27 protein-coding genes are annotated in these 19,237 nt (G+C 59.2%); 26 read left to right on the top strand and 1 reads right to left on the bottom strand.

What is annotated here, in order from left to right; all coding sequences use genetic code 11:
- The first annotated feature begins 85 nt into the window (after window positions 1–85).
- The 19 genes from KVT39_RS17275 (at window position 86) to KVT39_RS17185 (ending at window position 13,364) form a co-directional block, all read left to right on the top strand.
- Window positions 86–454 (top strand): hypothetical protein, encoded by a 369-nt coding sequence (locus KVT39_RS17275; RefSeq protein WP_217589776.1) that lies wholly within the window; start codon window positions 86–88, stop codon window positions 452–454.
- Between the two features lie 85 nt (window positions 455–539).
- Window positions 540–824, top strand: coding sequence for a hypothetical protein (locus tag KVT39_RS17270; RefSeq protein ID WP_217589774.1), 285 nt, complete (start codon window positions 540–542; stop codon window positions 822–824).
- A gap of 261 nt (window positions 825–1,085) precedes the next feature.
- The gene (locus KVT39_RS38510) at window positions 1,086–1,559 is read left to right on the top strand and encodes a DUF559 domain-containing protein (RefSeq protein ID WP_217589772.1); all 474 of its coding nucleotides are present in this window, start codon (window positions 1,086–1,088) and stop codon (window positions 1,557–1,559) included.
- A gap of 49 nt (window positions 1,560–1,608) precedes the next feature.
- Window positions 1,609–2,475: a hypothetical protein gene (locus tag KVT39_RS17260; protein ID WP_217589770.1), complete on the top strand. Its 867-nt coding sequence runs from the start codon at window positions 1,609–1,611 to the stop codon at window positions 2,473–2,475.
- Window positions 2,462–3,085 (top strand): hypothetical protein, encoded by a 624-nt coding sequence (locus KVT39_RS17255; protein WP_217589768.1) that lies wholly within the window; start codon window positions 2,462–2,464, stop codon window positions 3,083–3,085. Before KVT39_RS17260 ends, KVT39_RS17255 begins: the two co-directional genes overlap by 14 nt.
- Window positions 3,069–3,644 (top strand): recombination protein NinG, encoded by a 576-nt coding sequence (locus tag KVT39_RS17250; RefSeq protein ID WP_368858928.1) that lies wholly within the window; start codon window positions 3,069–3,071, stop codon window positions 3,642–3,644. The genes KVT39_RS17255 and KVT39_RS17250 overlap by 17 nt, the downstream gene beginning before the upstream one ends.
- A gap of 1 nt (window position 3,645) precedes the next feature.
- Complete coding sequence (locus KVT39_RS17245) at window positions 3,646–4,212, top strand: transcriptional regulator (protein WP_217589766.1); 567 nt, start codon at window positions 3,646–3,648, stop codon at window positions 4,210–4,212.
- A 360-nt stretch (window positions 4,213–4,572) separates the two neighbouring features.
- Window positions 4,573–4,746, top strand: coding sequence for a hypothetical protein (locus KVT39_RS17240; protein WP_217589764.1), 174 nt, complete (start codon window positions 4,573–4,575; stop codon window positions 4,744–4,746).
- A 202-nt stretch (window positions 4,747–4,948) separates the two neighbouring features.
- Window positions 4,949–5,362 (top strand): hypothetical protein, encoded by a 414-nt coding sequence (locus tag KVT39_RS17235; RefSeq protein WP_217589762.1) that lies wholly within the window; start codon window positions 4,949–4,951, stop codon window positions 5,360–5,362.
- Between the two features lie 332 nt (window positions 5,363–5,694).
- A complete protein-coding gene (locus tag KVT39_RS17230) occupies window positions 5,695–5,907 on the top strand; it encodes a hypothetical protein (RefSeq protein ID WP_217589760.1) in 213 nt (70 codons plus the stop codon).
- A 99-nt stretch (window positions 5,908–6,006) separates the two neighbouring features.
- On the top strand, window positions 6,007–6,393 hold the full coding sequence (locus KVT39_RS17225; RefSeq protein WP_217589758.1) for a hypothetical protein: 387 nt from the start codon (window positions 6,007–6,009) through the stop codon (window positions 6,391–6,393).
- Window positions 6,278–7,027, top strand: coding sequence for a terminase family protein (locus KVT39_RS17220; protein ID WP_254640524.1), 750 nt, complete (start codon window positions 6,278–6,280; stop codon window positions 7,025–7,027). Before KVT39_RS17225 ends, KVT39_RS17220 begins: the two co-directional genes overlap by 116 nt.
- A 67-nt stretch (window positions 7,028–7,094) precedes the next feature.
- Window positions 7,095–7,847, top strand: coding sequence for a terminase (locus KVT39_RS17215; RefSeq protein ID WP_217589756.1), 753 nt, complete (start codon window positions 7,095–7,097; stop codon window positions 7,845–7,847).
- 1 nt (window position 7,848) lies between these two features.
- The gene (locus KVT39_RS17210; protein ID WP_217589754.1) at window positions 7,849–9,885 is read left to right on the top strand and encodes a hypothetical protein; all 2,037 of its coding nucleotides are present in this window, start codon (window positions 7,849–7,851) and stop codon (window positions 9,883–9,885) included.
- Window positions 9,886–9,927: 42 nt separating this feature from the next.
- Window positions 9,928–10,884, top strand: coding sequence for a hypothetical protein (locus KVT39_RS17205; RefSeq protein ID WP_217589752.1), 957 nt, complete (start codon window positions 9,928–9,930; stop codon window positions 10,882–10,884).
- A gap of 155 nt (window positions 10,885–11,039) precedes the next feature.
- Window positions 11,040–12,104 carry a N4-gp56 family major capsid protein gene (locus KVT39_RS17200; protein WP_217589750.1) on the top strand — a complete coding sequence of 355 codons (1,065 nt, stop codon included), beginning with the start codon at window positions 11,040–11,042 and terminating at the stop codon, window positions 12,102–12,104.
- Between the two features lie 12 nt (window positions 12,105–12,116).
- Complete coding sequence (locus tag KVT39_RS17195) at window positions 12,117–12,539, top strand: hypothetical protein (RefSeq protein ID WP_217589748.1); 423 nt, start codon at window positions 12,117–12,119, stop codon at window positions 12,537–12,539.
- Window positions 12,540–12,602: 63 nt separating this feature from the next.
- Window positions 12,603–12,833 (top strand): hypothetical protein, encoded by a 231-nt coding sequence (locus tag KVT39_RS17190; RefSeq protein ID WP_217589746.1) that lies wholly within the window; start codon window positions 12,603–12,605, stop codon window positions 12,831–12,833.
- A 189-nt stretch (window positions 12,834–13,022) separates the two neighbouring features.
- Complete coding sequence (locus KVT39_RS17185) at window positions 13,023–13,364, top strand: carboxypeptidase-like regulatory domain-containing protein (RefSeq protein WP_217589744.1); 342 nt, start codon at window positions 13,023–13,025, stop codon at window positions 13,362–13,364.
- Window positions 13,365–13,424: 60 nt separating this feature from the next.
- Here KVT39_RS17185 and KVT39_RS17180 read toward each other — a convergent pair whose 3' ends face one another.
- The gene (locus tag KVT39_RS17180; RefSeq protein WP_217589743.1) at window positions 13,425–14,255 is read right to left on the bottom strand and encodes a hypothetical protein; all 831 of its coding nucleotides are present in this window, start codon (window positions 14,253–14,255) and stop codon (window positions 13,425–13,427) included.
- A gap of 48 nt (window positions 14,256–14,303) precedes the next feature.
- On the opposite strand from KVT39_RS17180, the gene KVT39_RS38670 reads away from it, so the two are divergent.
- The 7 genes from KVT39_RS38670 to KVT39_RS17145 are packed head-to-tail and all read left to right on the top strand — an operon-like array spanning window position 14,304 to window position 19,237.
- Complete coding sequence (locus KVT39_RS38670; RefSeq protein WP_217589741.1) at window positions 14,304–14,678, top strand: XkdW family protein; 375 nt, start codon at window positions 14,304–14,306, stop codon at window positions 14,676–14,678.
- A gap of 3 nt (window positions 14,679–14,681) precedes the next feature.
- On the top strand, window positions 14,682–15,353 hold the full coding sequence (locus KVT39_RS17170) for a hypothetical protein (protein WP_217589739.1): 672 nt from the start codon (window positions 14,682–14,684) through the stop codon (window positions 15,351–15,353).
- A 2-nt stretch (window positions 15,354–15,355) separates the two neighbouring features.
- Window positions 15,356–16,870: a hypothetical protein gene (locus tag KVT39_RS17165; RefSeq protein WP_217589737.1), complete on the top strand. Its 1,515-nt coding sequence runs from the start codon at window positions 15,356–15,358 to the stop codon at window positions 16,868–16,870.
- A 29-nt stretch (window positions 16,871–16,899) separates the two neighbouring features.
- Window positions 16,900–17,193, top strand: coding sequence for a hypothetical protein (locus tag KVT39_RS17160; RefSeq protein WP_217589735.1), 294 nt, complete (start codon window positions 16,900–16,902; stop codon window positions 17,191–17,193).
- 2 nt (window positions 17,194–17,195) lie between these two features.
- A complete protein-coding gene (locus KVT39_RS17155) occupies window positions 17,196–17,606 on the top strand; it encodes a hypothetical protein (RefSeq protein WP_217589733.1) in 411 nt (136 codons plus the stop codon).
- Window positions 17,603–18,823, top strand: a complete 1,221-nt coding sequence (locus KVT39_RS17150; RefSeq protein ID WP_217589731.1) for a tail fiber domain-containing protein — start codon at window positions 17,603–17,605, stop codon at window positions 18,821–18,823. Before KVT39_RS17155 ends, KVT39_RS17150 begins: the two co-directional genes overlap by 4 nt.
- Window positions 18,824–18,826: 3 nt before the next feature.
- Window positions 18,827–19,237: a hypothetical protein gene (locus KVT39_RS17145; RefSeq protein ID WP_217589729.1), complete on the top strand. Its 411-nt coding sequence runs from the start codon at window positions 18,827–18,829 to the stop codon at window positions 19,235–19,237.

Genomic DNA, 19,237 nt, shown 5'->3' with positions numbered 1-19,237 from the left:
GTGACGCCTTCATTTGATGCGATGCAGTACGTAGAACGCTACGTAGAACACCAAGAACTTTCCAAGAAAAACAAGGGAGTGCGACATGCAGACCGAGATTCCGGTTTTTCAGGCCGTCAAGGAGCCTGACTGGGTAGCCGAGTATTTGATTGGCCGCTTGCGCAACGAGCACGATGCCGTGCTGCTTTGCTGGAACAAACGGCGAGTCAAGTATTCGATGAGCGACGCCGCGGCGCTGTTGGGCCTGCCGAAGTCGCACCTGTCGAACATCTTGGCCGGGAAGAAGTACCTGCCTTACGACATGCGGGTTCGGTTCCAGCAGTTCTGCGGGAACTACGCGATCCGCCAGTACGAGGACAAGGTCTTCGGTTTCAGAACCATCGCGGAGACGCCACAAGAACGCGAGCTACGTGAGCTTCGCGCGAAGGTGGCGGCAATGGAGGCAGCAGCATGACACCCCTTCTCGGAGCATTCATTGCATGGGGAGCCCTGTTCTTCGGGCTGTTTGGGTTGCTTGGCTGGCTGACGAGGGGTGGGAAATGAATTGCAAGCCTGGTGATCTGGCGATCGTTATCGCTAGCGGATTTCCATCGAATATTGGCCGCATTGTTGAGGTTCTTAGGCCCTGTCCGTCTTGCGAATTGATTGATCCCTTGGTTCCTGAATGGGAGTGCAGAATGCTGAGCCCCATGGAAGGCGCCCTCTGGTTTGAGGCGGACGGAATCGATCCTATCCAAGATGAAATCGATATCGAAGATCGACAACTTCGCCCCGTCTCCGGCCTTCCCATAACCGAAGACATCGATACTGAGATCCTGGCGTGAATCATCTTATCTGGATACCGATATTCCTTACTGTCCTCGCGTTTGTTCTGCCGTACGTATGGCTTGGCAAGGATCGGAAGGAAATGTGGGCTGCTGTCGGCTATGTATTCATGCTGGCGCCGTGTTTGATCGTCGCTCTGCTTGCATGGATAGCTTATGCATTTTGGGGCCAAGCATGACCGCGCTCTCTAGCGGCTTCCTCTTCGGCTTCTTCGGCATGCTCTTCATTGGGGCGCCGTATCTCGTGATGGGGCATGAACTGTGAACGAAGATTGGCTCGATATCAGCGCTTCGATGGAGTTTGTTGACGGCGACTGGATGGAGCGGCAGCAGATCATTCGCCGGAATTACGCTCGATACAAGCGTGGCGTTGATGCTGGGATCCTGTCGTGGCAATTCCCATGCAACCCGTACTTGGTAGCGGACTGGAAGCGCCTGATGACCCCGATTGAGCTGGCTATGTGGGATGAGATGCGATCGGAAGGTGTCGCCTTCTGGCCGCAATTCCCGGTTGGCAAATACATGGTCGACTTCGCGCAACCCGACAGAAAGATTGCAATCGAGTGCGACGGATCTGCCTATCACGATGTCGACAAAGACTCAGTGCGCGATCGCGAACTTCGGTTGATGGGCTGGACGACATATCGGATCCCGGGTCGAGAATGCTTCGCGGATGAGATTGTGCTTCGTACGCTTTGGGGCGAAGAACTTAGCTTGGGGAGCTTCCGTGCGTGAATACGGAAAGATCCACTCGTCGTTCTGGACGAGCCAGGATATTCGGTCGATGACCGAGGACGGACGAACGCTCGCCGCGTATCTGCTGACGAGTCCGCATTCGAACATGCTCGGATGCTTTCGCGTGCCGATGGCATACGTTGCAGATGACCTCAAGTGGAGTATGGAAAGGGTTAAGGAAGGGTTTAGAGAAGTGTTTGAGAAGGGTTTCGCTACCTTCAACGAAGAGTCGAATTGGGTAGTTATTCACAAGTTTTTGAAGTGGAACCAGCCCGAGAATCCGAATGTGGTCAAGGCAGCCGAAAAGCTGTTCGCTCAAATCCCTAGCAGCAGTGGCGTTAAGTCAATCCTGGCGTGGGCTGTTGCTGAATTCGAGTCACGCTTTTCTGTGGATAACCTTAAGGACTGCAAACCCTTTGTGAACCCTTTCGATACTAGTCATAAAGCCTATCGAAAACCAGAGCCTGAGCCAGAGCCACAGCCTGAACCGGAGAGAGAGCCTGAACCTGAACCGGAGCCGACCCTGTTGCAGCCGGCAGAAAATCCGCCGGCCGCGCCGCTGACGGCTGGGGTGTGGAGTTCGTACGCGGACGCCTACAAGCGTCGGTACGGCGCAGAGCCAGTGCGAAACGCAAAGGTCAACGGCCAACTATCGCAGCTCGTGAAGCGGCTTGGGAGCGACGAGGCCCCAGGCGTAGCGGCGTGGTACGTGGCGAGCAATAACCGGTTTTACGTGCAGAAGCGGCATACGGTCGACTGCCTGTTGGCGGATGCCGAGGGTCTTCGGACGGAATGGGCGACGAATCGTCGTGTCACCGAAACCGGGGCTCGAGAAGCGGATCGACTGCAAGCGACTGGCGACATGTGGGAGCGGATCATCGACAAACACGTGGAGGTGTCGGATGGCGAGTGCTGAACTGATCAAAGCCGTGGCCGCTACTGCTGAACTCTGCGGAACGACGATGAGCCAGCCGGCCGCGGAGCTGCTGCTTGCCGATCTGTCGTCGTTCGACGAACGAGCCGTTTTGGCTGCACTGTCGAAGTGCCGCCGCGAAGTCAAAGGGCGCCTGACGGTCGCAGAGATCCTGTCTCGCATCGATGACGGTCGACCAGGCGTCGAGGAAGCGTGGGCGATGCTGCCGCGGGATGAGGATTCAACGACGGTCTGGACTACCGAAATGGCGGAAGCGTGGGGACTGGCGCGAGAAATGATCGCGGAGAGTGAGACTGTCGCCGCGCGCATGGCCTTCAAGGAGGCATACCAACGCCTCGTGAACGCGGCGCGGGAGGCTCGCCAGCCGGCGAAATGGAGCGTCTCGCTAGGCCATGACGTGAACGGGCGAAAGGGAGCTTTGCTGATGGCCGTCGCGCAGAAGCGAATCACGGCCGAGTATGCCTGCGCATTGCTGCCGAATTTCGCGGGAGAGGCCGAGGTTCCACTTATGCTGCCGAAGCCGGTTGGCGTTATCGGGCCGACGCATGCGCTCCAGCATTTCTCGGAGGTTGATAGTGATCCGCACGCTTAAGCCCAAGCGATGCAAGGTTTGCTCGCGCGACTTCACGCCAATCTCGTCGATGTCGAAGGTCTGCTCAGTGCCGTGCTCGCTCCAGTTCGCGCGGGACGTGGCTCGGAAGAAGGCGGAGCGGGAAGCTGTGGCGGAGCGCAAGAAGACGCGAGAGGCAAAGGAACAGCTGAAGACGCGTGGGGATCATCTGGCGGAATTGCAGGCCGTGGTGAACCTATTCGTAAGACTACGGGATCGCAATGACGGCTGCATCTCATGCGACAAGCCGGCGACATGGAGCGGCCAATGGCATGCATCGCATTTCAAGTCGGTCGGTTCGCATCCTGGCTTGCGGTTCAATTTGCTGAATATCCACAAGGCTTGCTCGGTATGCAACAAGTGGAAATCAGGGAACTACGCGGGGTATAAGCCGCGATTGGAACAGAAGATCGGCAAGGAAATGGTCGAGTGGTTGGAGGGGCCCGAGGGTGAGCAGCCGCTGAAGATCACCGTGGCAGAAATCAAGGAACAGAAGAATTTTTACCGCGCCGAGGTTCGGCGGATGAAGAAGGAGGCATGAGATGCAGAGCAAACAGCGCAAACCCACGCGCTCCCCATGGATGACGAGCGAGGTCGCGATCCTGCGAAAGCACTACCCGACTAACATGCCGATCGAAGAGATCGCGAAGATGCTGCCTAACCATCCGGCCAGCTCATTCAAGGCATATGCGCAAAAGGTTCTGAAGCTGCGCCGCCCTACGAATGGCAGATTCTTCGAAAATCGCGGTTGGAACCGAATCGTTGAATTGCTGGCCGAGCGCCCCATGACTGCTGGAGAACTCGCGGCGAAGACTGGCAAGACAAAGCAATCGACCGGCGAATGCCTTCGACTTCACCGCAGCGAGTGGCACATCGCAGGCGAAATCCCACGCCGCGGCGTATATACGCGCCTGATCGCTTTGGGCGCTGACAAGGATGTGGTGACGAAGCGGAAGGGGCGCAATCGGCCGGAGCGAGCCATCACAGCCGTCAATCCGTTTCTCGTCGCCGCAGGATCGGTCAAGCCGCGCGAGACGATCACCGGCCGCGTCATCAAGCAAGACATGACCATCCACCTCGACCATCTCGACGAAATGGAGGCAGCATGATGTTCGGAAAGTTTGAAGCGCGCCCCGACAGGTGTGAGGTCTGCAAATTCTCGGTTCGAGAGACGAGATATGCGTGCTCGAATTCGATGGTGCCGCCCGCGTACGGTGGTTGTAGACCTCACGATACGATCGAGGTATGGGTCTGCAAGAGAATGCCGCCAACGCCCAATGAACGCGGAGATGGAGTGTCGCCCGTAGTCCGAGAGGGGGATTATTGCGGCGAGTTTATGGCGAAGGAGGCAGCATGAAACCCATGAAACTAGAAATGGACAAGAACCGCCTTGAGCGGATTTGGGACGAAGTGATCGCGCTGAACCGGGCCGCGGGGCCGTGGGGGATCTTCGGGAAGAAGGAGGAATCGTGAAGCTCTTCGTAACGCCGGCCACCGATGGACTGCCAATGACCCAAGGGCGCGAAGAGAGTGCCCTCTGCCACCATCAACTGAAGCGGGGATGCGAGATGCCGATCGCCGACGAAGGCGCCGGGAAATTCGACCAGAAGGCTCACGAAGCCTTCATGAGGAGCTTGGGATGAACTTCTGCAAAGACTGCAAGCATTTCAACGATCTCGGGAATGGGATTTCGATCTGCATACATCCTGAGGCACCGCGCAGTCCTGTCTACGGGAATTTCAGCGGAACCTGCGATCTGATGAGGTCACCTAATGCCCTGATTCAGCCGCGCTGCGGCCCGGTCGGGAACTGGTTCGAGCCCATTCCTAACGCTCTGGAGGACTGATGGAAGACGAAATCGCAGAGCGTTGGGTATGGTGGTGCCAAACGAGGCGCTATTTCGCGCCCCGCGTGAAGTCGAATATCCTCGCCAGGCTACGGCCTGGTGGGCGATCCTTCGAGCCCGACGCATTCCTCGACAAGGAGATGCCATTCTTCAACATGGCCGTGCATGCGCTTTGCGATTCCACTTTGTACGAGAAGGAGGCCATCTGTTTCATTGGCGTTCATTGGTACAGAGAGAATATCAAAGCGCTTGCCAGCGAACAGCGCTGCGCCCGCGGAACGATCTACAATAGAGCCAGACGGTTCGCTCGGCATGCCTACGCTTTGTCGCAGTCGATCGCGAAGATTCATTCAGCACATGGGCCCGAGAAGTGTTCAATCTTAGTTGAACAAAATAGTTCTTTGAGCGATTGAACACTTTGCCTTAAAATCGATGATGTTTAGATAGGCTGCATCATTGCCTCTCGAAGCACCTCTGTTGTGTCTCCTCTGCATCCCCCGATGCTTCGGCCGCCTAGTGCGGCCATTTTGTTCTCACGCATGGCAGGCTGGAGTGTTAAGCCGCAGACCAGCGTTCCGGATGTCGCGCACCGGGCCAGCCGTGAGAGCGAACGCGCTGAAAGCGCCATGATCCGCACATGACCCTGAAAGTTGCGGATACGGTCATCGTTGAATGACTGGAGTTAATGGGCGCTCTCAACCTCTATCCCCGCTATATGCGGGGTTTTTAATTTCTGGAGCCCGAAATGGCGAAGCTCACCACCAAAGCGCGCAAGAAGCTGCCCGCAAAGGATTTCGCCGGTCCGGGCCGCTCGTACCCGGTGAATGACAGGAGCCACGCAGCAAACGCGAAAGCTCGCGCCAGTCAGGCTGTCAATTCCGGCCGCATGTCCAAAGCGCAAGAGTCGAAGATCGACCGCAAGGCGAATGCCGTGCTGAAAGGCAAGCGAGGCCGTTGATGTGGCGCGTATTTGGTTGGATCGCTGCCATGGCAATTCTTGCTGTCGTCGTGGTGACGATCGTTGACCTTGGCCGCGCTGTCTCGGGATGTAAGTGAAATGGAAGATACAACCGAAACTACGGGAAATATCGGGGCTGGACGAGATGGGAATGGCCGCTTTGCTCCTGGCAATGCTGGACGCCCGAAAGGCTCGCGCAACAAGCTCGGCGAGGAATTCCTTTCGCAGCTTCACGCTGATTTTGTGGAGCACGGCGCTCGAGTCATTCAGACGGTGCGTACCGAAAAGCCCGATGTCTACCTCAAGGTCGTGGCTTCGATCCTGCCGACTCAGATGGAAGTCAAGATCGACCCGATTGAGGAAATGAGCGATGCAGACCTCGATCGATACATCAAGCAGCTTGCTGCCGCAGTCGCCCGATTCGACCAGCTTGAAGATGCAGCTGGCGCGGGCGCTGAAAGCGAAGCACGACCGCTCTCGCACTAACAAGCTCCGTGATTACCAGCCGTACCCGAAGCAGCGCGAATTTCACTCGGCTGGCGCGGTGCATGGCGAGCGGCTGTTTATGGCTGGCAACCAGCTTGGAAAGACATGGGCTGGAGGATTCGAAGCCGCGATTCATCTCACCGGCCGATATCCGGAGTGGTGGGATGGCGCTGTATTCGAGCGCGCGCCGAAATGGTGGGTGGCTGGAGTGACTGGCGAATCGACGCGGGACAACCCGCAACGGATCCTGGTTGGGCCGCCTCAGATCAAGGACGAGTGGGGCACGGGCTCGATCCCGAAGGAATGCTTGGTCGACTTCACGTCGGCCCGCGGCACGCCGGATGCACTGGATAGCATTGTGGTGCGCCACGGCGGCGGTGGGGACGTTCAAGCGCAGCACGCGATCGTCCTGTTCAAAGCCTACGAGAAAGGTCGTGAGAAGTGGCAGGGCGATACGGTCGACGGCGTGTGGTTCGACGAAGAGCCGCCGATGGAGATCTATTCAGAGGGCCGCACACGGACGAACAAAGGCCAGCGGGGCGTGTTCAACATCATCACGTTCACGCCGCTGCTCGGGATGTCTGAAGTGGTGCGATTGTTCCTGGCTGATAGCGAAGTGGAGTCGATGAAATGACGATCGCAGCACAGGAATATGGCAAAACGCCGGGGAATTTCGATACCTCGATGCGGAAATCAGCACAATGACACGCCACGTCGTCCGCGCCACGATCGATGATGCGGTGCCCTATGTGTATTCGCGCGCTCAGGCTGACGCGATCATTGCGGGCTATCCGGCTCACGAGCGCGACGCGCGGGCGAAGGGCATTCCGATCCTTGGCTCGGGCCGCGTGTTTCCGATCTCGGATGACGACATCACTGTCGACGCATTTCCGATCCCGCGGCATTGGAAGCGGATCGGAGGCTTGGACTTCGGTTGGGATCACCCGACCGCAGCAACGAAACTGGTGCATGACGCAGACGAGGATGTGATCTACGTGACGAGCGAGTACAAGGTTCGCGAACAGACGCCGCTGATTCATGCCGGCGCGCTTCGTCACTGGGATGGTCACGTCTGTTTGCCGTGGGCGTGGCCGCACGACGGATTGCAGCATGACAAGGGATCGGGCGAGCAGCTCGCCGAGAAGTATTGCGAGCATGGGCTCGACATGCTCGCCGAGCGCGCGACGTTCGAGGATGGCTCGAATGGCGTCGAGGCTGGCGTGACGGACATGCTGGAACGGATGCAGACGGGCCGCTGGAAGGTGTTCAAGCATCTATCGGGCTGGCTCGACGAATTCCGTCTCTACCACCGCAAGAACGGCGTGATCGTGAAGGAATTCGACGATCTGATCTCGAGTTCGCGCTACGCGCTGATGATGCTGCGCTTCGCCAAGCCTGACATTCCGCCGCCCTCGCAGCGCCGCCGTCACACCGGCTCCTGGATGAGTGCCTGACATGGCTGAAACCACCGAAAATCCGGCCACTGGCTCGCTCTCGGGCGACATGAGCCTGTTCGAGACGCTCAAGGAATGGTTTCGTCAGGATGCTGACCATTCGCACGACTGGCGTATTCAGGCGCGCGAGTACTACGCGTTCGTGGCCGGCGATCAGTGGACCGCAGAGGATGCCGCGAAGATGCGCCTTGAGCTGCGGCCGATCATCACCTTCAACCGCATTGCACCGGTCATCGATACGGTCAGCGGGATGGAAGTGGCGAACCGGCAGGAAGTGCGCTACATCCCGCGGCGTCTGGGTCAGGCAGGCGTCAATGAGCTTCTGACCGAGGCAGCGAAATGGGCGCGCGACGAGTGCAACGCCGAGGACGAGGAATCTGATGCGTTTGTCGATGCGGTGATCTGCGGCTATGGCTATACCGAGACGCAGATGGACTATGACGAGGATCCGGACGGGATGTGTGTCGTCCGGCGCCTCGATCCGCTCGAATTGTACGTCGATTCGAACGCGACGAAGCGCAATCTGATGGATGCAAAGCGCATGTTCCGCGTTCGCGACATGACGTGCGAAGAAGCGGAAGAGATGTTTCCGGGCATCCCGCTCGAAGAGATCAACGCGCAATGGGCTGACGACACCGCGAGCGTGACGGACGATCCGCACGACGCGCAGGAGGCCCCGTTCTATCGGCACGATCAGTCGCCCGAGCTGGACAAGCGCAACTATCGCGTGCGCGTGGTCGAGGCTCAATGGTGGGAGCATCAGATCGTCGTGCGGTATGTCGATCCCACAAACGGCAACGTTTCGCGCCTGACGCGCGGTGAGTTCGACAAGCTGCAAGAACGTGTCCATGCGATCGGCGGCCCGGATCTGATGCACGTCGAGCAGAAGCAGAAGATCTACCGACGGGCTTTCCTCGGCACGAAGGTGTTGAAGATGCTGCCGGGCCCGAAGGCTGGCGGCTTCACATGGAAGGCCATCACCGGCAAGCGCGACCGCAATAAGGGCACGTTCTACGGCATCGTGCGCGCGATGATCGACCCGCAGAAGTGGGCGAACAAGTGGCTTGCGCAGACGTTGCATATCATCAACACGAACGCCAAGGGCGGCATTCTGGCCGAGGCGGATGCGTTCGATGACGTGAATGAAGCTCAGGACACGTGGGCGCAGCCGGATGCCATCACGCTTGTCGCGAAAGGCGCGATCACGGGCGGCAAGATCAAGGACAAGCCGCAGGTGCAGTTTCCGGCTGGCATGGAGAACCTGCTCCAGTTCGCTGTCTCGAGCATTCGGGACGTGTCGGGCGTGAATCTCGAACTGCTTGGCATGGCGAACCGCGATCAGCCTGGCATCGTCGAGGACGCGCGCAAGCAGGCTGGCATGACCGTGCTGGCTTCGATGTTCGATGGGCTGCGTCGCTACCGCAAGGAACAGGGCCGCTTGCTGCTCTGGTATCTGACGACGTTCATGTCGGACGGGCGCCTGGTTCGTATTGGCGGTCCCGAGTCGGCTCAATACGTGCCGCTGATTCGCCAGCACGACACGCTCGAATACGACGTGATCGTGGACGATACGCCGTCCAGCCCGAACCTGAAGGAAAAGACTTGGGAAGCGCTGCTGCAACTGATGCCGATGTTGCAGAACATGGCCGTCCCGCCGCAAATCTGGCTGGATATCCTGCAATACAGCCCACTTCCGTCGACGCTGGTCGCAGACATCGAGCGCACGATCACGAGCGCACAGCAGCAGCCGAACCCGGCAGCGCAACTTGCGCAGGCCGAGCAGCAGGCGCGCGTGGGCGAGATCAACTCGAAGACGCAGCTCAATCAGGCTACGGCCATGGAGCGAGTCGCTCACGCGCACCAAGCCGGCGCGCAACAGCAATTGCCGCCTGTCGACCCGATGCAATTGATCACGGAGATGGTCAAGGCTCGCGCGGCCGATACGAAGGCGAATGCGGACGCGATCCGAGCGTCCGCAGAAATGCACACGGCGCTTCACCCGCCACCGGTTGCGGCTCCGAAAGCCGCATTGCATTGACCCGCACCGGACGGACTCCGGGAAACGTTAAGGACCGACGAAATGGCCGAGCAAGAAGGTTTGACCCCGCAGGAAGCAGCGTATTTCGAGTCAGACGGTGCACAGACGGATGGCCTGAGCGATGCTGCGCCGTCGTCAAGCGAGCCAGTGCAGCAGCCCGCTACGCAGGCCGCGGAGCCGGCACAAGACCTGACGCAACAGCAGCAGGAACCGCAGCAGCCCGACCAGCGCACCGTACCGCTGGCCGCGTTGCAAGAGGAACGCGCCGAGCGCAAACGCCTGCGCGACGATCTGCAACGCCTGCAGCAGCAGCAAGACGCGCTGGTTCAGCGGATCCTCGCGAATCAGCAGCCGCAAACGCAGGAACCGCAAGTCCAGATTCCAGACTACGCTACCGATCCGGTCGGCCATCTGCGCGCGACGAACGAGGCACTCCAGCGCCAGATGCAGCAAATGGCGTCGTACCTGAGTGGCCAGCAGCAACAGCAAGAGCAGATGACGCAGCAACAGCAGCAGCACGTGGCTGTCGCGAACTTCATCGCTTCGCACGAACAGGAATTCCGCAGTCAGGCGCCGGATTACGATGCCGCCGCAGCTTTCTTGCAGCAGTCTCGAGCCGAAGAATATCGCGCGCTCGGCATGACCAACCCGATTCAGATCCAGAACGCATTGCAGCAGGATCTGATCGCGATGGCGAACATCGCTCACCAGAGCGGTACTAACGTGGCGCAGGCGGCCTATAACCTCGCGAAGGCGCGCGGCTACAAGGCAGCAGCCGCCGCGGCACCGCAGGGCGCACCGGCAGCGCAGCAGGACAACGCAGCGCGTCTGGCGGCCGTCGCTCAGGGCCAGCAACATGCAGCATCGCTGAGCCAAGCCGGCGGCGCGGCAGCTACGCCGATGTCGATCGAGAAGCTGCTCGCGATGAGCGATGCGGATTTCGCGAAGGCAACGACCGGGCTGAACTGGCAGAAGCTGAACGCAGAACTTTCGCAGTAACCGCATCGAAGGATTCCGGGGCCTCCTGAAGCGCCCCGATTCGGCCTCCTGAGCCGTTATTCAGGTTTCGCAAGCTCCGAGCGTGATCGGGCAATTCGCAGTCGCAGCGCTACGCGACGAACCCGAATTGTTCTCTCATCTCTAGGAGTCTCATCATGGCTGTTTCCAGCTGGGGCACAAACGATCCCCTTGCCGTAAAGCTCTGGTCCAAAAAGCTCGCAGTCGAAGCACTGAAGCAAACCTGGGCCTCGAAATTCATGGGCACCGATTCGTCGGCGCTGATCCAGATCAAGGACGAGGCGCAGAAGTCCGCCGGCGACAAGATCACGTACGGCCTGCGCATGCAGCTCTCGGGCGGCGGTGTGCAGGGCGACGGTACGCTGATGGGCAACGAAGAAGCGCTCACCACGTACAGCGACGCCGTTCTGATCAACCAGCTCCGCCACGCCGTACGCTCGGCGGGCCGCATGTCGCAACAGCGCGTGCCGTTTGACGTGCGCCAGGAAGCGCTCTCGGGCCTTCGCGACTGGTGGGCTGATCGCTTCGACGCATCGTTCTTCAACCAGATCTGCGGCAACACCGCGCAGACCGACACGCGTTTCACCGGCAACCAAGCCACGATCGCACCGGACGCAACGCACCGGCTCGACCCGGCCGGCGGCACGGACGACAACGCGCTCGGCTCGAGCAATACGTTCACGCTCTCGCTGATCGACAAGTGCGTCGAACGCGCGCGCACGCTGACCCCGGCGATTCGCCCGGTTCGCGTCGGCGGCAAAGACTGCTACGTGATGTTCCTGCATCCGTATCAAGTCACCGACCTGCGCACCAGCACCAGCACGGGCCAATGGCTGGACATCCAGAAAGCGGCGATGACCGGCGGCGAGATCAGCGACAACCCGATTTTCGACGGCTCGCTCGGGATGTACAACGGCGTGATCCTGCATTCGGATGCTCGCGTGACGACCGGGTGCGTGCTTGCCACGCCGACCTCGGCTGTCACGACGGTTCGCCGCGCGGTGTTCTGCGGTGCGCAAGCGTCGATGCTCGCCTTCGGTCGCGATTCGGGTCCGAGCAAGTACACGTGGGTCGAAGAACTGTTCGACTACGAGAACGAACTCGGTGTGTCGGCTGGCACGATTTTCGGTCTGAAGAAGACGCAGTTCAACAGCGCCGACTTCGCCTCGATCGTCGTGTCCACGTACGCCGTGCAGCACTGATAGGAGCGTGAAATGACGACATACCTCTCCAACAAGGCACAACCTGGCGTTGCGCCGAAGTTCCTGCCCGCCGGCGCCATCGCCGTCTGCGCTTCGTATGCATTCGCGTCCGCTCCGTCGCTGAACGATCTCGTTCAGATGATGAAGATCCCGGCAGGCGCGACTGTCGTGGACATGATCCTCGATTCGGACGATCTGGACTCGAACGGGACGCCGACGATGAAGTTCGACGTGGGCGATACCAACACGGCGGCTCGCTTCATCGCGGCTTCCACGATTCCGCAGAGCGGCGGTGTCGCCCATACGGGTGTTGCCGCTGGCACGGCATACCAGTATTCGGCCGACACATGGATTTACGTCAAGGTCAACACCGCAGCAGCGACGTTTGCGGCTGGCACGGTGCGCCTGACGGCCGTTTATACGATGGATCCGTGATCGCACGTTCTTCCTGAGTGCTCCGGGCGGCTTCGGCCGCCCATCTTTTTCGAAGGAATCGAAATGTCCAACGCAAAACGCAGTGCGAACCGGAAGGCCAGCTTCCGAACCGGTTCGTCGGGCTCGCCGTATCACACCGAACGCTCGGGCGGTGGTGGTGGCGGTGCGGGCGAGGTCTATACCGGTGGTCCCGGTTCGGCCGCGCGCCGCAAGATGGTCGATACGAGCAGCAATCCGCGTCCCGCTGCCTCGGGCAAAACCCCCGGTGGCATGAAGACGTACAACGAGGAATGAACCTCGCATGGTGGTTCTCGGCCGCGCATCACGAGCTAGAACAGGCTCAAGTGCGTGCGCCGGAACCCGTCATCGAGGCTGCTGAACCAGCGCCGCCGCCTGTGAAAACCGGCCCTCTCGTCTGTCCTTTGTGCGGGCGCCGCGGTCGCGGCATCGCCAAGCACATCCGCCATTGCAAGGGGTGACGCCATGCAGAAATTCCAGGACGCAGTGCTGATGACGAATGGTCAGCCGGCGGCGAATGTTCAGGTTACGGTGCTCAATTATCCGTCTCTGACTGCGCCTACGATCTATTCGGACAATGGCGTAACGCAATATCCGAGCAACGTGCTCACGACAGATTCGCTCGGGAACTTCTCGTTCTATGCCCCGAATGGTCACTACCAGCTCACGGTAAGCGGCGCTGGCATTCAAACTGCAATCCGCAGCGACATCATTTTGCTGGACATGCTTCCGGCAGATCTTTCCACGACGCTTCCTGGCACTCCGGGGCAGCCGTGGAACAACGGCGGCTCCATCTCGATCTCCTGACATGCTCAAACGAATTCTGATCGCGGCCCTCATGTGGCCGCTGCTGGCGCTCGCCCAGAGCTATCCGTCGCCGACATTCAACAACCTCACGGTCAACGGTACGTTCACGGCGACCGGGAAGGTTGGTTTGGCGAGTCTCGCATCGCAAGCAGCCAATACGGTAGTCGCGAACGTCACGGGGTCCAGCGCAAGTCCGACGGCCTTCGCAATGCCATCCTGCTCGACCAGCTCGAGCGCGCTGACATATACGACGAGCACGGGCTTTACCTGCAATGCGGCAGTGAATGCAGCGCAACTCGGTGGAGCAACATTCGCAGCACCGGGACCGATCGGTTCAACGACGCCTGGAACAGGTGCATTCACGACGCTCTCGGCATCGAGCACCGTCAGCGGAACCGGCTTCAGCACATATCTCGCATCGCCACCCGCAATTGGCACTACCGCTGCTGCGGCTGGCAAGTTCACAACGCTCCAAGCAACGAGCGCGATTACCCCATCGAGTACGGCTGGCATCGTTGGTACGACTACCAATGACAATGCCAATGCGGGCAGCATTGGTGAATATGCTACCAACTCGACGAGTGGAACAAGCCTCACGACGGCCACGGCTGCTAATGCGACCAGCGTGTCGCTTACCGCAGGAGATTGGGACGTAAGCGGAGTAATTCGGTTCAACCCCGGTGGCTCTTCGACAATCTCCAATTTCACTGTCGGTATTTCTACCACAAGCGCCACATTCGGAACCATTCCGAATACTGTCCAAGCGCTATTGATCCCGTTCACGGGTGCATCAGGACAAAACCACGCGATAGCAACCCCAACAGTACGGATTTCTGTGGCGTCGACAACCACTGTGTATTTAGTGGCGCTTTGCTCGTTCTCTGCCAGCACAATGACGGCAGATGGATTTATTCGGGCTCGTCGAGTTCGGTGATTCAAATGAATGTAGCTCAGATCCTTCGCTATATGTATCCGGATGCCAACCCGAATGCTGATTACCAGGTTGGTGATGATGGGTCTGGTCCGCGTATTGTCGCGTGGAATTATGCGAAAGCGCCGCAGCCGTCTGATGCCGATTTATCGGCTAATGCAGTTGCTGCGCAGATGGCGGAAGACTGGGAGATTTACCGAGGGCAAGCGCGAGTGCTTCTAGATTCGTCGGATACAACAATCCTTCGCTGCTATGAGCATGCTGTCCCAGTGCCGGCGGGGTGGGTTACATACCGAGCCGCCTTGCGCGCCATCGTGAGCGCGCCCAGCGGTGATCCAACTCAGCCGCTTCCATTGAAACCAGCCTATCCGAGCGGGACGTAATCCATGCCTATCTTCGTCATTCCCTCGTCGCAGATTGGGCTGGACAACCGATCCTATGGCGACATGCAAACGCGCATCGCGGATGAGATCCTTCGATCGGACCTGACCTCGCAGATTCAGAATGCGATTCAGACGGCCATCAAGCAGTACGAACGCATTCCGTTCTACTTCAACCAGATTCGGCAAGAGGCGGCGTTTTTCACTGCTCAGGGACAGGAGTTCTACACATCCGCAAACTCGGCCTTGATCGCCCAGATGGTGACGCTAAATCGGGTGACGGTGACGGTTAGCGGAAACCGCTATTCGCTGAATCCGCGCACGCCGGAATACCTCGAAGACACGTCGGTCAACCCGATCGTATTAGGTCAGCCGGTCGATTACGCGTATTTTGCCGAGCAACTTCGGTTCTATCCGATTCCGGACAATGCGTATTCGGTGGCGCTGTCGGGCATCTACCGGCTGTTCACATTGGCTAATTCAAGCGACACGAATCCGTGGACTTCTGACGCAGAACTGCTCATTCGCAGCCGTGCAAAGTACGAATTGGCGCTTCATGTGCTGCGCGACGCCGACATGGCTACGCTGATGAAGGCATCGGAACTGGAAGCGCTCTCGGATCTGCGGGGCGAAACGATCCGTCGCACGCCGCGGCGCATCCGGCCCACCTATTTCTGATCATGCTGCTTCCCATCGCAAGCTACGCACCGGACCTCCCGCCGAACAACGCGGAAGGTGCGTCCGCAAACGTCGTGAATCTGTTCCCCCGCACGAAAGAATCATGGGGCCCGGTCGGTACGCTGTCGAATTACAGCAGCAACGGGCTCGCGAAACAGTGCCTAGGCGCGTTGATGGCGATCGATACGGGGGCGAACAACTACCTCTTTGCGGGCGATGCGAACTCGCTCTATGAGCTGGCGCCTGGCGGCACAGCATTCTCGAACGTCAGCAAGGTAGGTGGGTATTCCGTTCCGGCTGGTGACGGATGGTATTTCACGCAGTATGGCCAGCGCATCATCGGCGCAGCTCAGTCGCAGAACTTGCAGAGCTTCACTCTCAACTCAAGTACGTTGTTCGCTGATCTGGCTGCCGGTGCCCCGCAAGCCCGCTACATCACTACGATCAAGGATTTCGTGATGGTGGCGAACACCTATGACGTGACGAATGGTGAACAGCCTCAGCGCGTGCAGTGGTGTGCGATCGATGATCCGACCACATGGCCAGCAGCCGGCAGCGTGCAAGAGGCGCAATTGCTAGCGGGATCGCAGATCATCCCCGGCGATCAAGGGTGGATCCGCGGCATCGTCGGCAACCTCGGCACCGCAGATGGCGCGATCTTCTTCGAGCGCGCGGTGTTCCGCGTTGTGTTTCAGGGCTCGCCCACGGTGTTCGGCTTCTATCCGGCCCAAGGCGTCAGAGGGACTCCAGCACCAAAAAGCATCGCGCAAATCGGTGCGCTGGTCTACTACCTCGGCGAGGATGGTTTCTACGTGTTCGATGGTTCGCAATCGCGGCCCATCGGTGTCGATCGCGTTGACAAGACGTTCTGGTCGACCGTGAACATCACATATCTGGCGAACGTGGTAGGCACCGTCGATCCAGTCAATCGGCTCGTGATGTGGCTCTATCCGTCCAACTCGGCTCCGGGTGGCGTTCCCGATTCCCTGTTGGTCTATAACTGGGCGCTCGACAAATGGGGATTCGCGAAGATCAATGCGGAATACGTCTTTCGGGCGATCTCGCAGGGCTATTCGCTGGATTCACTCGACGGCACTGGTTACACGCTCGATACTCTTCCGTTCTCGCTCGATTCTCGAGTCTGGACGGGCGGTCAGGTGCTGATTGGTGCCTTCGATCCGACTCACAAGCTGAACTATTTCACCGGGGCGCCGGCTCCCGCAACGGCCGATACGGTTGAGCTAGAGCCGTTCGGATCTGCCGGCAAGCGCGCGTTTCTGACGAGCGCTCGGCCGATGGTAGACGGTGGATCGCCAACGATCCAGATCGGGACTCGTCAGCGTCTGATTGACGCACCGACCTTCACGACGCCGAGCGCGATCAATTCGAACGGCGAATGCCCAACACGCGCTGATGGTCGTTACCTGCGTGCGCGTATTCAGACGAGCGGCAGCTTCACGAACCTTCAGGGTGTTGAGATCCCAGAAGACTCCGTTCACATGTCGGGGCGGCGATGAATCGCGGGTATGACGGTGTACAGGAGACGATGTCCGATGAGGCAGAGCATAGGCGTCGGCTCGCGCGGCTTGGCAATAGCTTGCTGCAAGGCAAGACGAACAACGTCATTCAGGTGACGCTTGCGGCCGGCGCAACGACCACGACCGTCACCGACAAACGCATCGGCGCCTATACCGGGCTGTTCTTTTCACCGCTCACGGCAAACGCAGCGGGCGCACTGTCTGGGCTCTACGTCTCCGCTCAGGTCAACGGCTCAGCAACGCTGACGCATGCCAATACCGCGTCAGTCGATCGTACCTTCAACGTCCTTATCGTCGGATAACCATGCTCTACGGCATTCAGAAACACCTCATTGACGAGGTGTGGGACGAAGTTCGTCCGTGGATTGCTGCTGCCTGCAAAACCAGCCGCGGCAAGTTCGATGAGAACGACATCCGAATCGGGCTGCTTGAGGGCGAAGACCAACTCTGGATCTGGCGCAGCGAAACAGCCTATGCGGTCGGCATCACGCGCCTTGTGAATTACCCGCAGCAACGGGTCTGTGCGATCCGCATCGTTACTGGCCGAAATCGTGCCGAATGGCAGGTTCCGGCGATGGAAACGCTTGAGCGGTGGGCAAAAGCGAATGGTTGTCAGGCGATGGAACTGCAAGCACGCCCCGGTTGGTGGCGTGGCTTCCTACGTCTGTTGGGGGGCTACGAAATGACTCATCTCTACTGCGAGAAGCCACTATGATTCGCAATCCTCGACAGCTGCATTTGATGCGGCTTGGGCTTCCGTCTGTTCCGGCGAACGGTAGTGGCGGCGGAAGCTCGACGACGACGACCAAAGCCGATCCGTGGTCTGGCCAACAACCATACCTCCAAAGCGTCTTTTCCGGCGCGCAAACCGCGTATGACCGATACAAGAACGATCCCGCATCTTCGGTGGCAGGTTTCACCCCCATGCAACAGCAGGCCATGGGTGCAACTCAAGGGGTGGCGAATGGCACGAACTTCGGCAATGCTGCTGGCCTGAATAATTCGGCTGGAACTTACACGACGAATCTGCTGAACGGGAATTACCTCAACGCCAATCCTGGCAATTCGGCGTTCAGCCAATTCGCCAATGGCTCGATGATGAATAACCCGTATCAGTCTAGTGCGCTCGATGCTGCGAACAATGCCATTACGCGTGCATACCAGACTGCGACGGCTCCGCAGACTGCCAGTGCATTTGAAGGTTCAGGTCGATATGGCTCTGGCGCCTATGGTCAGGCCGTCAGCCAGAATCAGCAAGATCTCGCTACGCAACTCGGCAATACGGATGCGAGTCTCATGAACAGCATGTACCAACAGAACATGGGGAACATGCTCCAAGGCGCTGCCGGCCTCTCGAACAACTACAATACCGCGGCGCAGCAGCAATTGGCTGGTTCGGCAAATGCGCCGAATATCGTCAACTCCATCAACGGAGCGGCGACGAATCTGTACAACATGGGCGGCAATCAACAGGCGCTGCAACAGCAGCAGATCAGCGCGCCGTGGCAATTACTGAACAACTATTCGAACCTGATCCAGGGCCAATATGGCGGTACGTCGACATCGACGCAGCCTTATTACCAGAACCAAGGCGCGGGGGCGCTCGGTGGCGCAGCCAGCGGCGCCGCAATGGGTAGCATGTTCGGCCCGTGGGGCACCGCGATTGGTGCGGTTGGCGGCGGCCTGATGGGCGCCTTCTCCGATCGCCGCCTGAAGGCTGATATCGAGGCCACTGGCGAACGTCTCGAGAACGGGTTGCCCCTCTATCGCTATCGCTACGTGTGGGATGAACCGAATGTTCGCCGCGTCGGCGTCATGGCCGACGATGTGCGTCTCGGTGCGCCGTGGGCGGTATGGCGCGACGCAAGCGGCTTCGACAAGGTGGATTACGGCGCAATCGGCGCGAGTCATGTTCTTTCGATGAAGGGGTGAGCGATGGACTACCCATATTTCGGGTTTCAACAACCCAACGTCGGACAGCAGATGATGCAACCCAACGCGTTGTTTAATCCCGCGACGCAATATCAAGGTGCGATGCCCGCAGGCATGTTCGGTGCCGGCGCGCAACCGAATGGCTCAGTTCAGCAAGGTATGACGCCGAATATGGCCGGGATCGGTCAACTCGGGCTAATGGGTGCAAGCCTGATGCAACAAGCCCACCAGCAACCGGGGCAGCAACAACAGGGTCCGCAGTATGGCGGTTTGTTGAATATGGCCGCAATGATGAATCCTAGTCTGATGCAGGGAATGGGGCAGCAGCAAATGTCCGGGGGAGCACAGCAGGGCTCTCAACCATCCGGACTGGCAGAAATGCTGATGCGCCTGATGAACGCTCAGGGGGGCTGA

The organism is Burkholderia sp. GbtcB21, assembly GCF_019091065.1.
GTDB classification, from domain to species: Bacteria; Pseudomonadota; Gammaproteobacteria; order Burkholderiales; family Burkholderiaceae; genus Burkholderia; species Burkholderia pyrrocinia_C.
The sequence above is the reverse complement of the archived record's forward strand: the minus strand, read 5'-3'. Positions and strand labels throughout refer to the sequence as shown.

What these genes read in the sequence shown, in the direction of transcription:
- KVT39_RS17205 (WP_217589752.1), top strand. Translation starts at nt 9,928, where the DNA reads ATGGCCGAGCAAGAAGGTTTGACCCCGCAGGAAGCAGCGTATTTCGAG.
- KVT39_RS17170 (WP_217589739.1), top strand. Translation starts at nt 14,682, where the DNA reads ATGCCTATCTTCGTCATTCCCTCGTCGCAGATTGGGCTGGACAACCGA.
- KVT39_RS17195 (WP_217589748.1), top strand. Translation starts at nt 12,117, where the DNA reads ATGACGACATACCTCTCCAACAAGGCACAACCTGGCGTTGCGCCGAAG.
- KVT39_RS17200 (WP_217589750.1), top strand. Translation starts at nt 11,040, where the DNA reads ATGGCTGTTTCCAGCTGGGGCACAAACGATCCCCTTGCCGTAAAGCTC.
- KVT39_RS17270 (WP_217589774.1), top strand. Translation starts at nt 540, where the DNA reads ATGAATTGCAAGCCTGGTGATCTGGCGATCGTTATCGCTAGCGGATTT.
- KVT39_RS17215 (WP_217589756.1), top strand. Translation starts at nt 7,095, where the DNA reads ATGACACGCCACGTCGTCCGCGCCACGATCGATGATGCGGTGCCCTAT.
- KVT39_RS17260 (WP_217589770.1), top strand. Translation starts at nt 1,609, where the DNA reads ATGACCGAGGACGGACGAACGCTCGCCGCGTATCTGCTGACGAGTCCG.
- KVT39_RS17210 (WP_217589754.1), top strand. Translation starts at nt 7,849, where the DNA reads ATGGCTGAAACCACCGAAAATCCGGCCACTGGCTCGCTCTCGGGCGAC.
- KVT39_RS17155 (WP_217589733.1), top strand. Translation starts at nt 17,196, where the DNA reads ATGCTCTACGGCATTCAGAAACACCTCATTGACGAGGTGTGGGACGAA.
- KVT39_RS17220 (WP_254640524.1), top strand. Translation starts at nt 6,278, where the DNA reads ATGCAGACCTCGATCGATACATCAAGCAGCTTGCTGCCGCAGTCGCCC.
- KVT39_RS17245 (WP_217589766.1), top strand. Translation starts at nt 3,646, where the DNA reads ATGCAGAGCAAACAGCGCAAACCCACGCGCTCCCCATGGATGACGAGC.
- KVT39_RS17255 (WP_217589768.1), top strand. Translation starts at nt 2,462, where the DNA reads ATGGCGAGTGCTGAACTGATCAAAGCCGTGGCCGCTACTGCTGAACTC.
- KVT39_RS17190 (WP_217589746.1), top strand. Translation starts at nt 12,603, where the DNA reads ATGTCCAACGCAAAACGCAGTGCGAACCGGAAGGCCAGCTTCCGAACC.
- KVT39_RS17225 (WP_217589758.1), top strand. Translation starts at nt 6,007, where the DNA reads ATGGAAGATACAACCGAAACTACGGGAAATATCGGGGCTGGACGAGAT.
- KVT39_RS17160 (WP_217589735.1), top strand. Translation starts at nt 16,900, where the DNA reads ATGTCCGATGAGGCAGAGCATAGGCGTCGGCTCGCGCGGCTTGGCAAT.
- KVT39_RS17235 (WP_217589762.1), top strand. Translation starts at nt 4,949, where the DNA reads ATGGAAGACGAAATCGCAGAGCGTTGGGTATGGTGGTGCCAAACGAGG.
- KVT39_RS17275 (WP_217589776.1), top strand. Translation starts at nt 86, where the DNA reads ATGCAGACCGAGATTCCGGTTTTTCAGGCCGTCAAGGAGCCTGACTGG.
- KVT39_RS17150 (WP_217589731.1), top strand. Translation starts at nt 17,603, where the DNA reads ATGATTCGCAATCCTCGACAGCTGCATTTGATGCGGCTTGGGCTTCCG.
- KVT39_RS17165 (WP_217589737.1), top strand. Translation starts at nt 15,356, where the DNA reads ATGCTGCTTCCCATCGCAAGCTACGCACCGGACCTCCCGCCGAACAAC.
- KVT39_RS17230 (WP_217589760.1), top strand. Translation starts at nt 5,695, where the DNA reads ATGGCGAAGCTCACCACCAAAGCGCGCAAGAAGCTGCCCGCAAAGGAT.
- KVT39_RS38670 (WP_217589741.1), top strand. Translation starts at nt 14,304, where the DNA reads ATGAATGTAGCTCAGATCCTTCGCTATATGTATCCGGATGCCAACCCG.
- KVT39_RS17145 (WP_217589729.1), top strand. Translation starts at nt 18,827, where the DNA reads ATGGACTACCCATATTTCGGGTTTCAACAACCCAACGTCGGACAGCAG.
- KVT39_RS17185 (WP_217589744.1), top strand. Translation starts at nt 13,023, where the DNA reads ATGCAGAAATTCCAGGACGCAGTGCTGATGACGAATGGTCAGCCGGCG.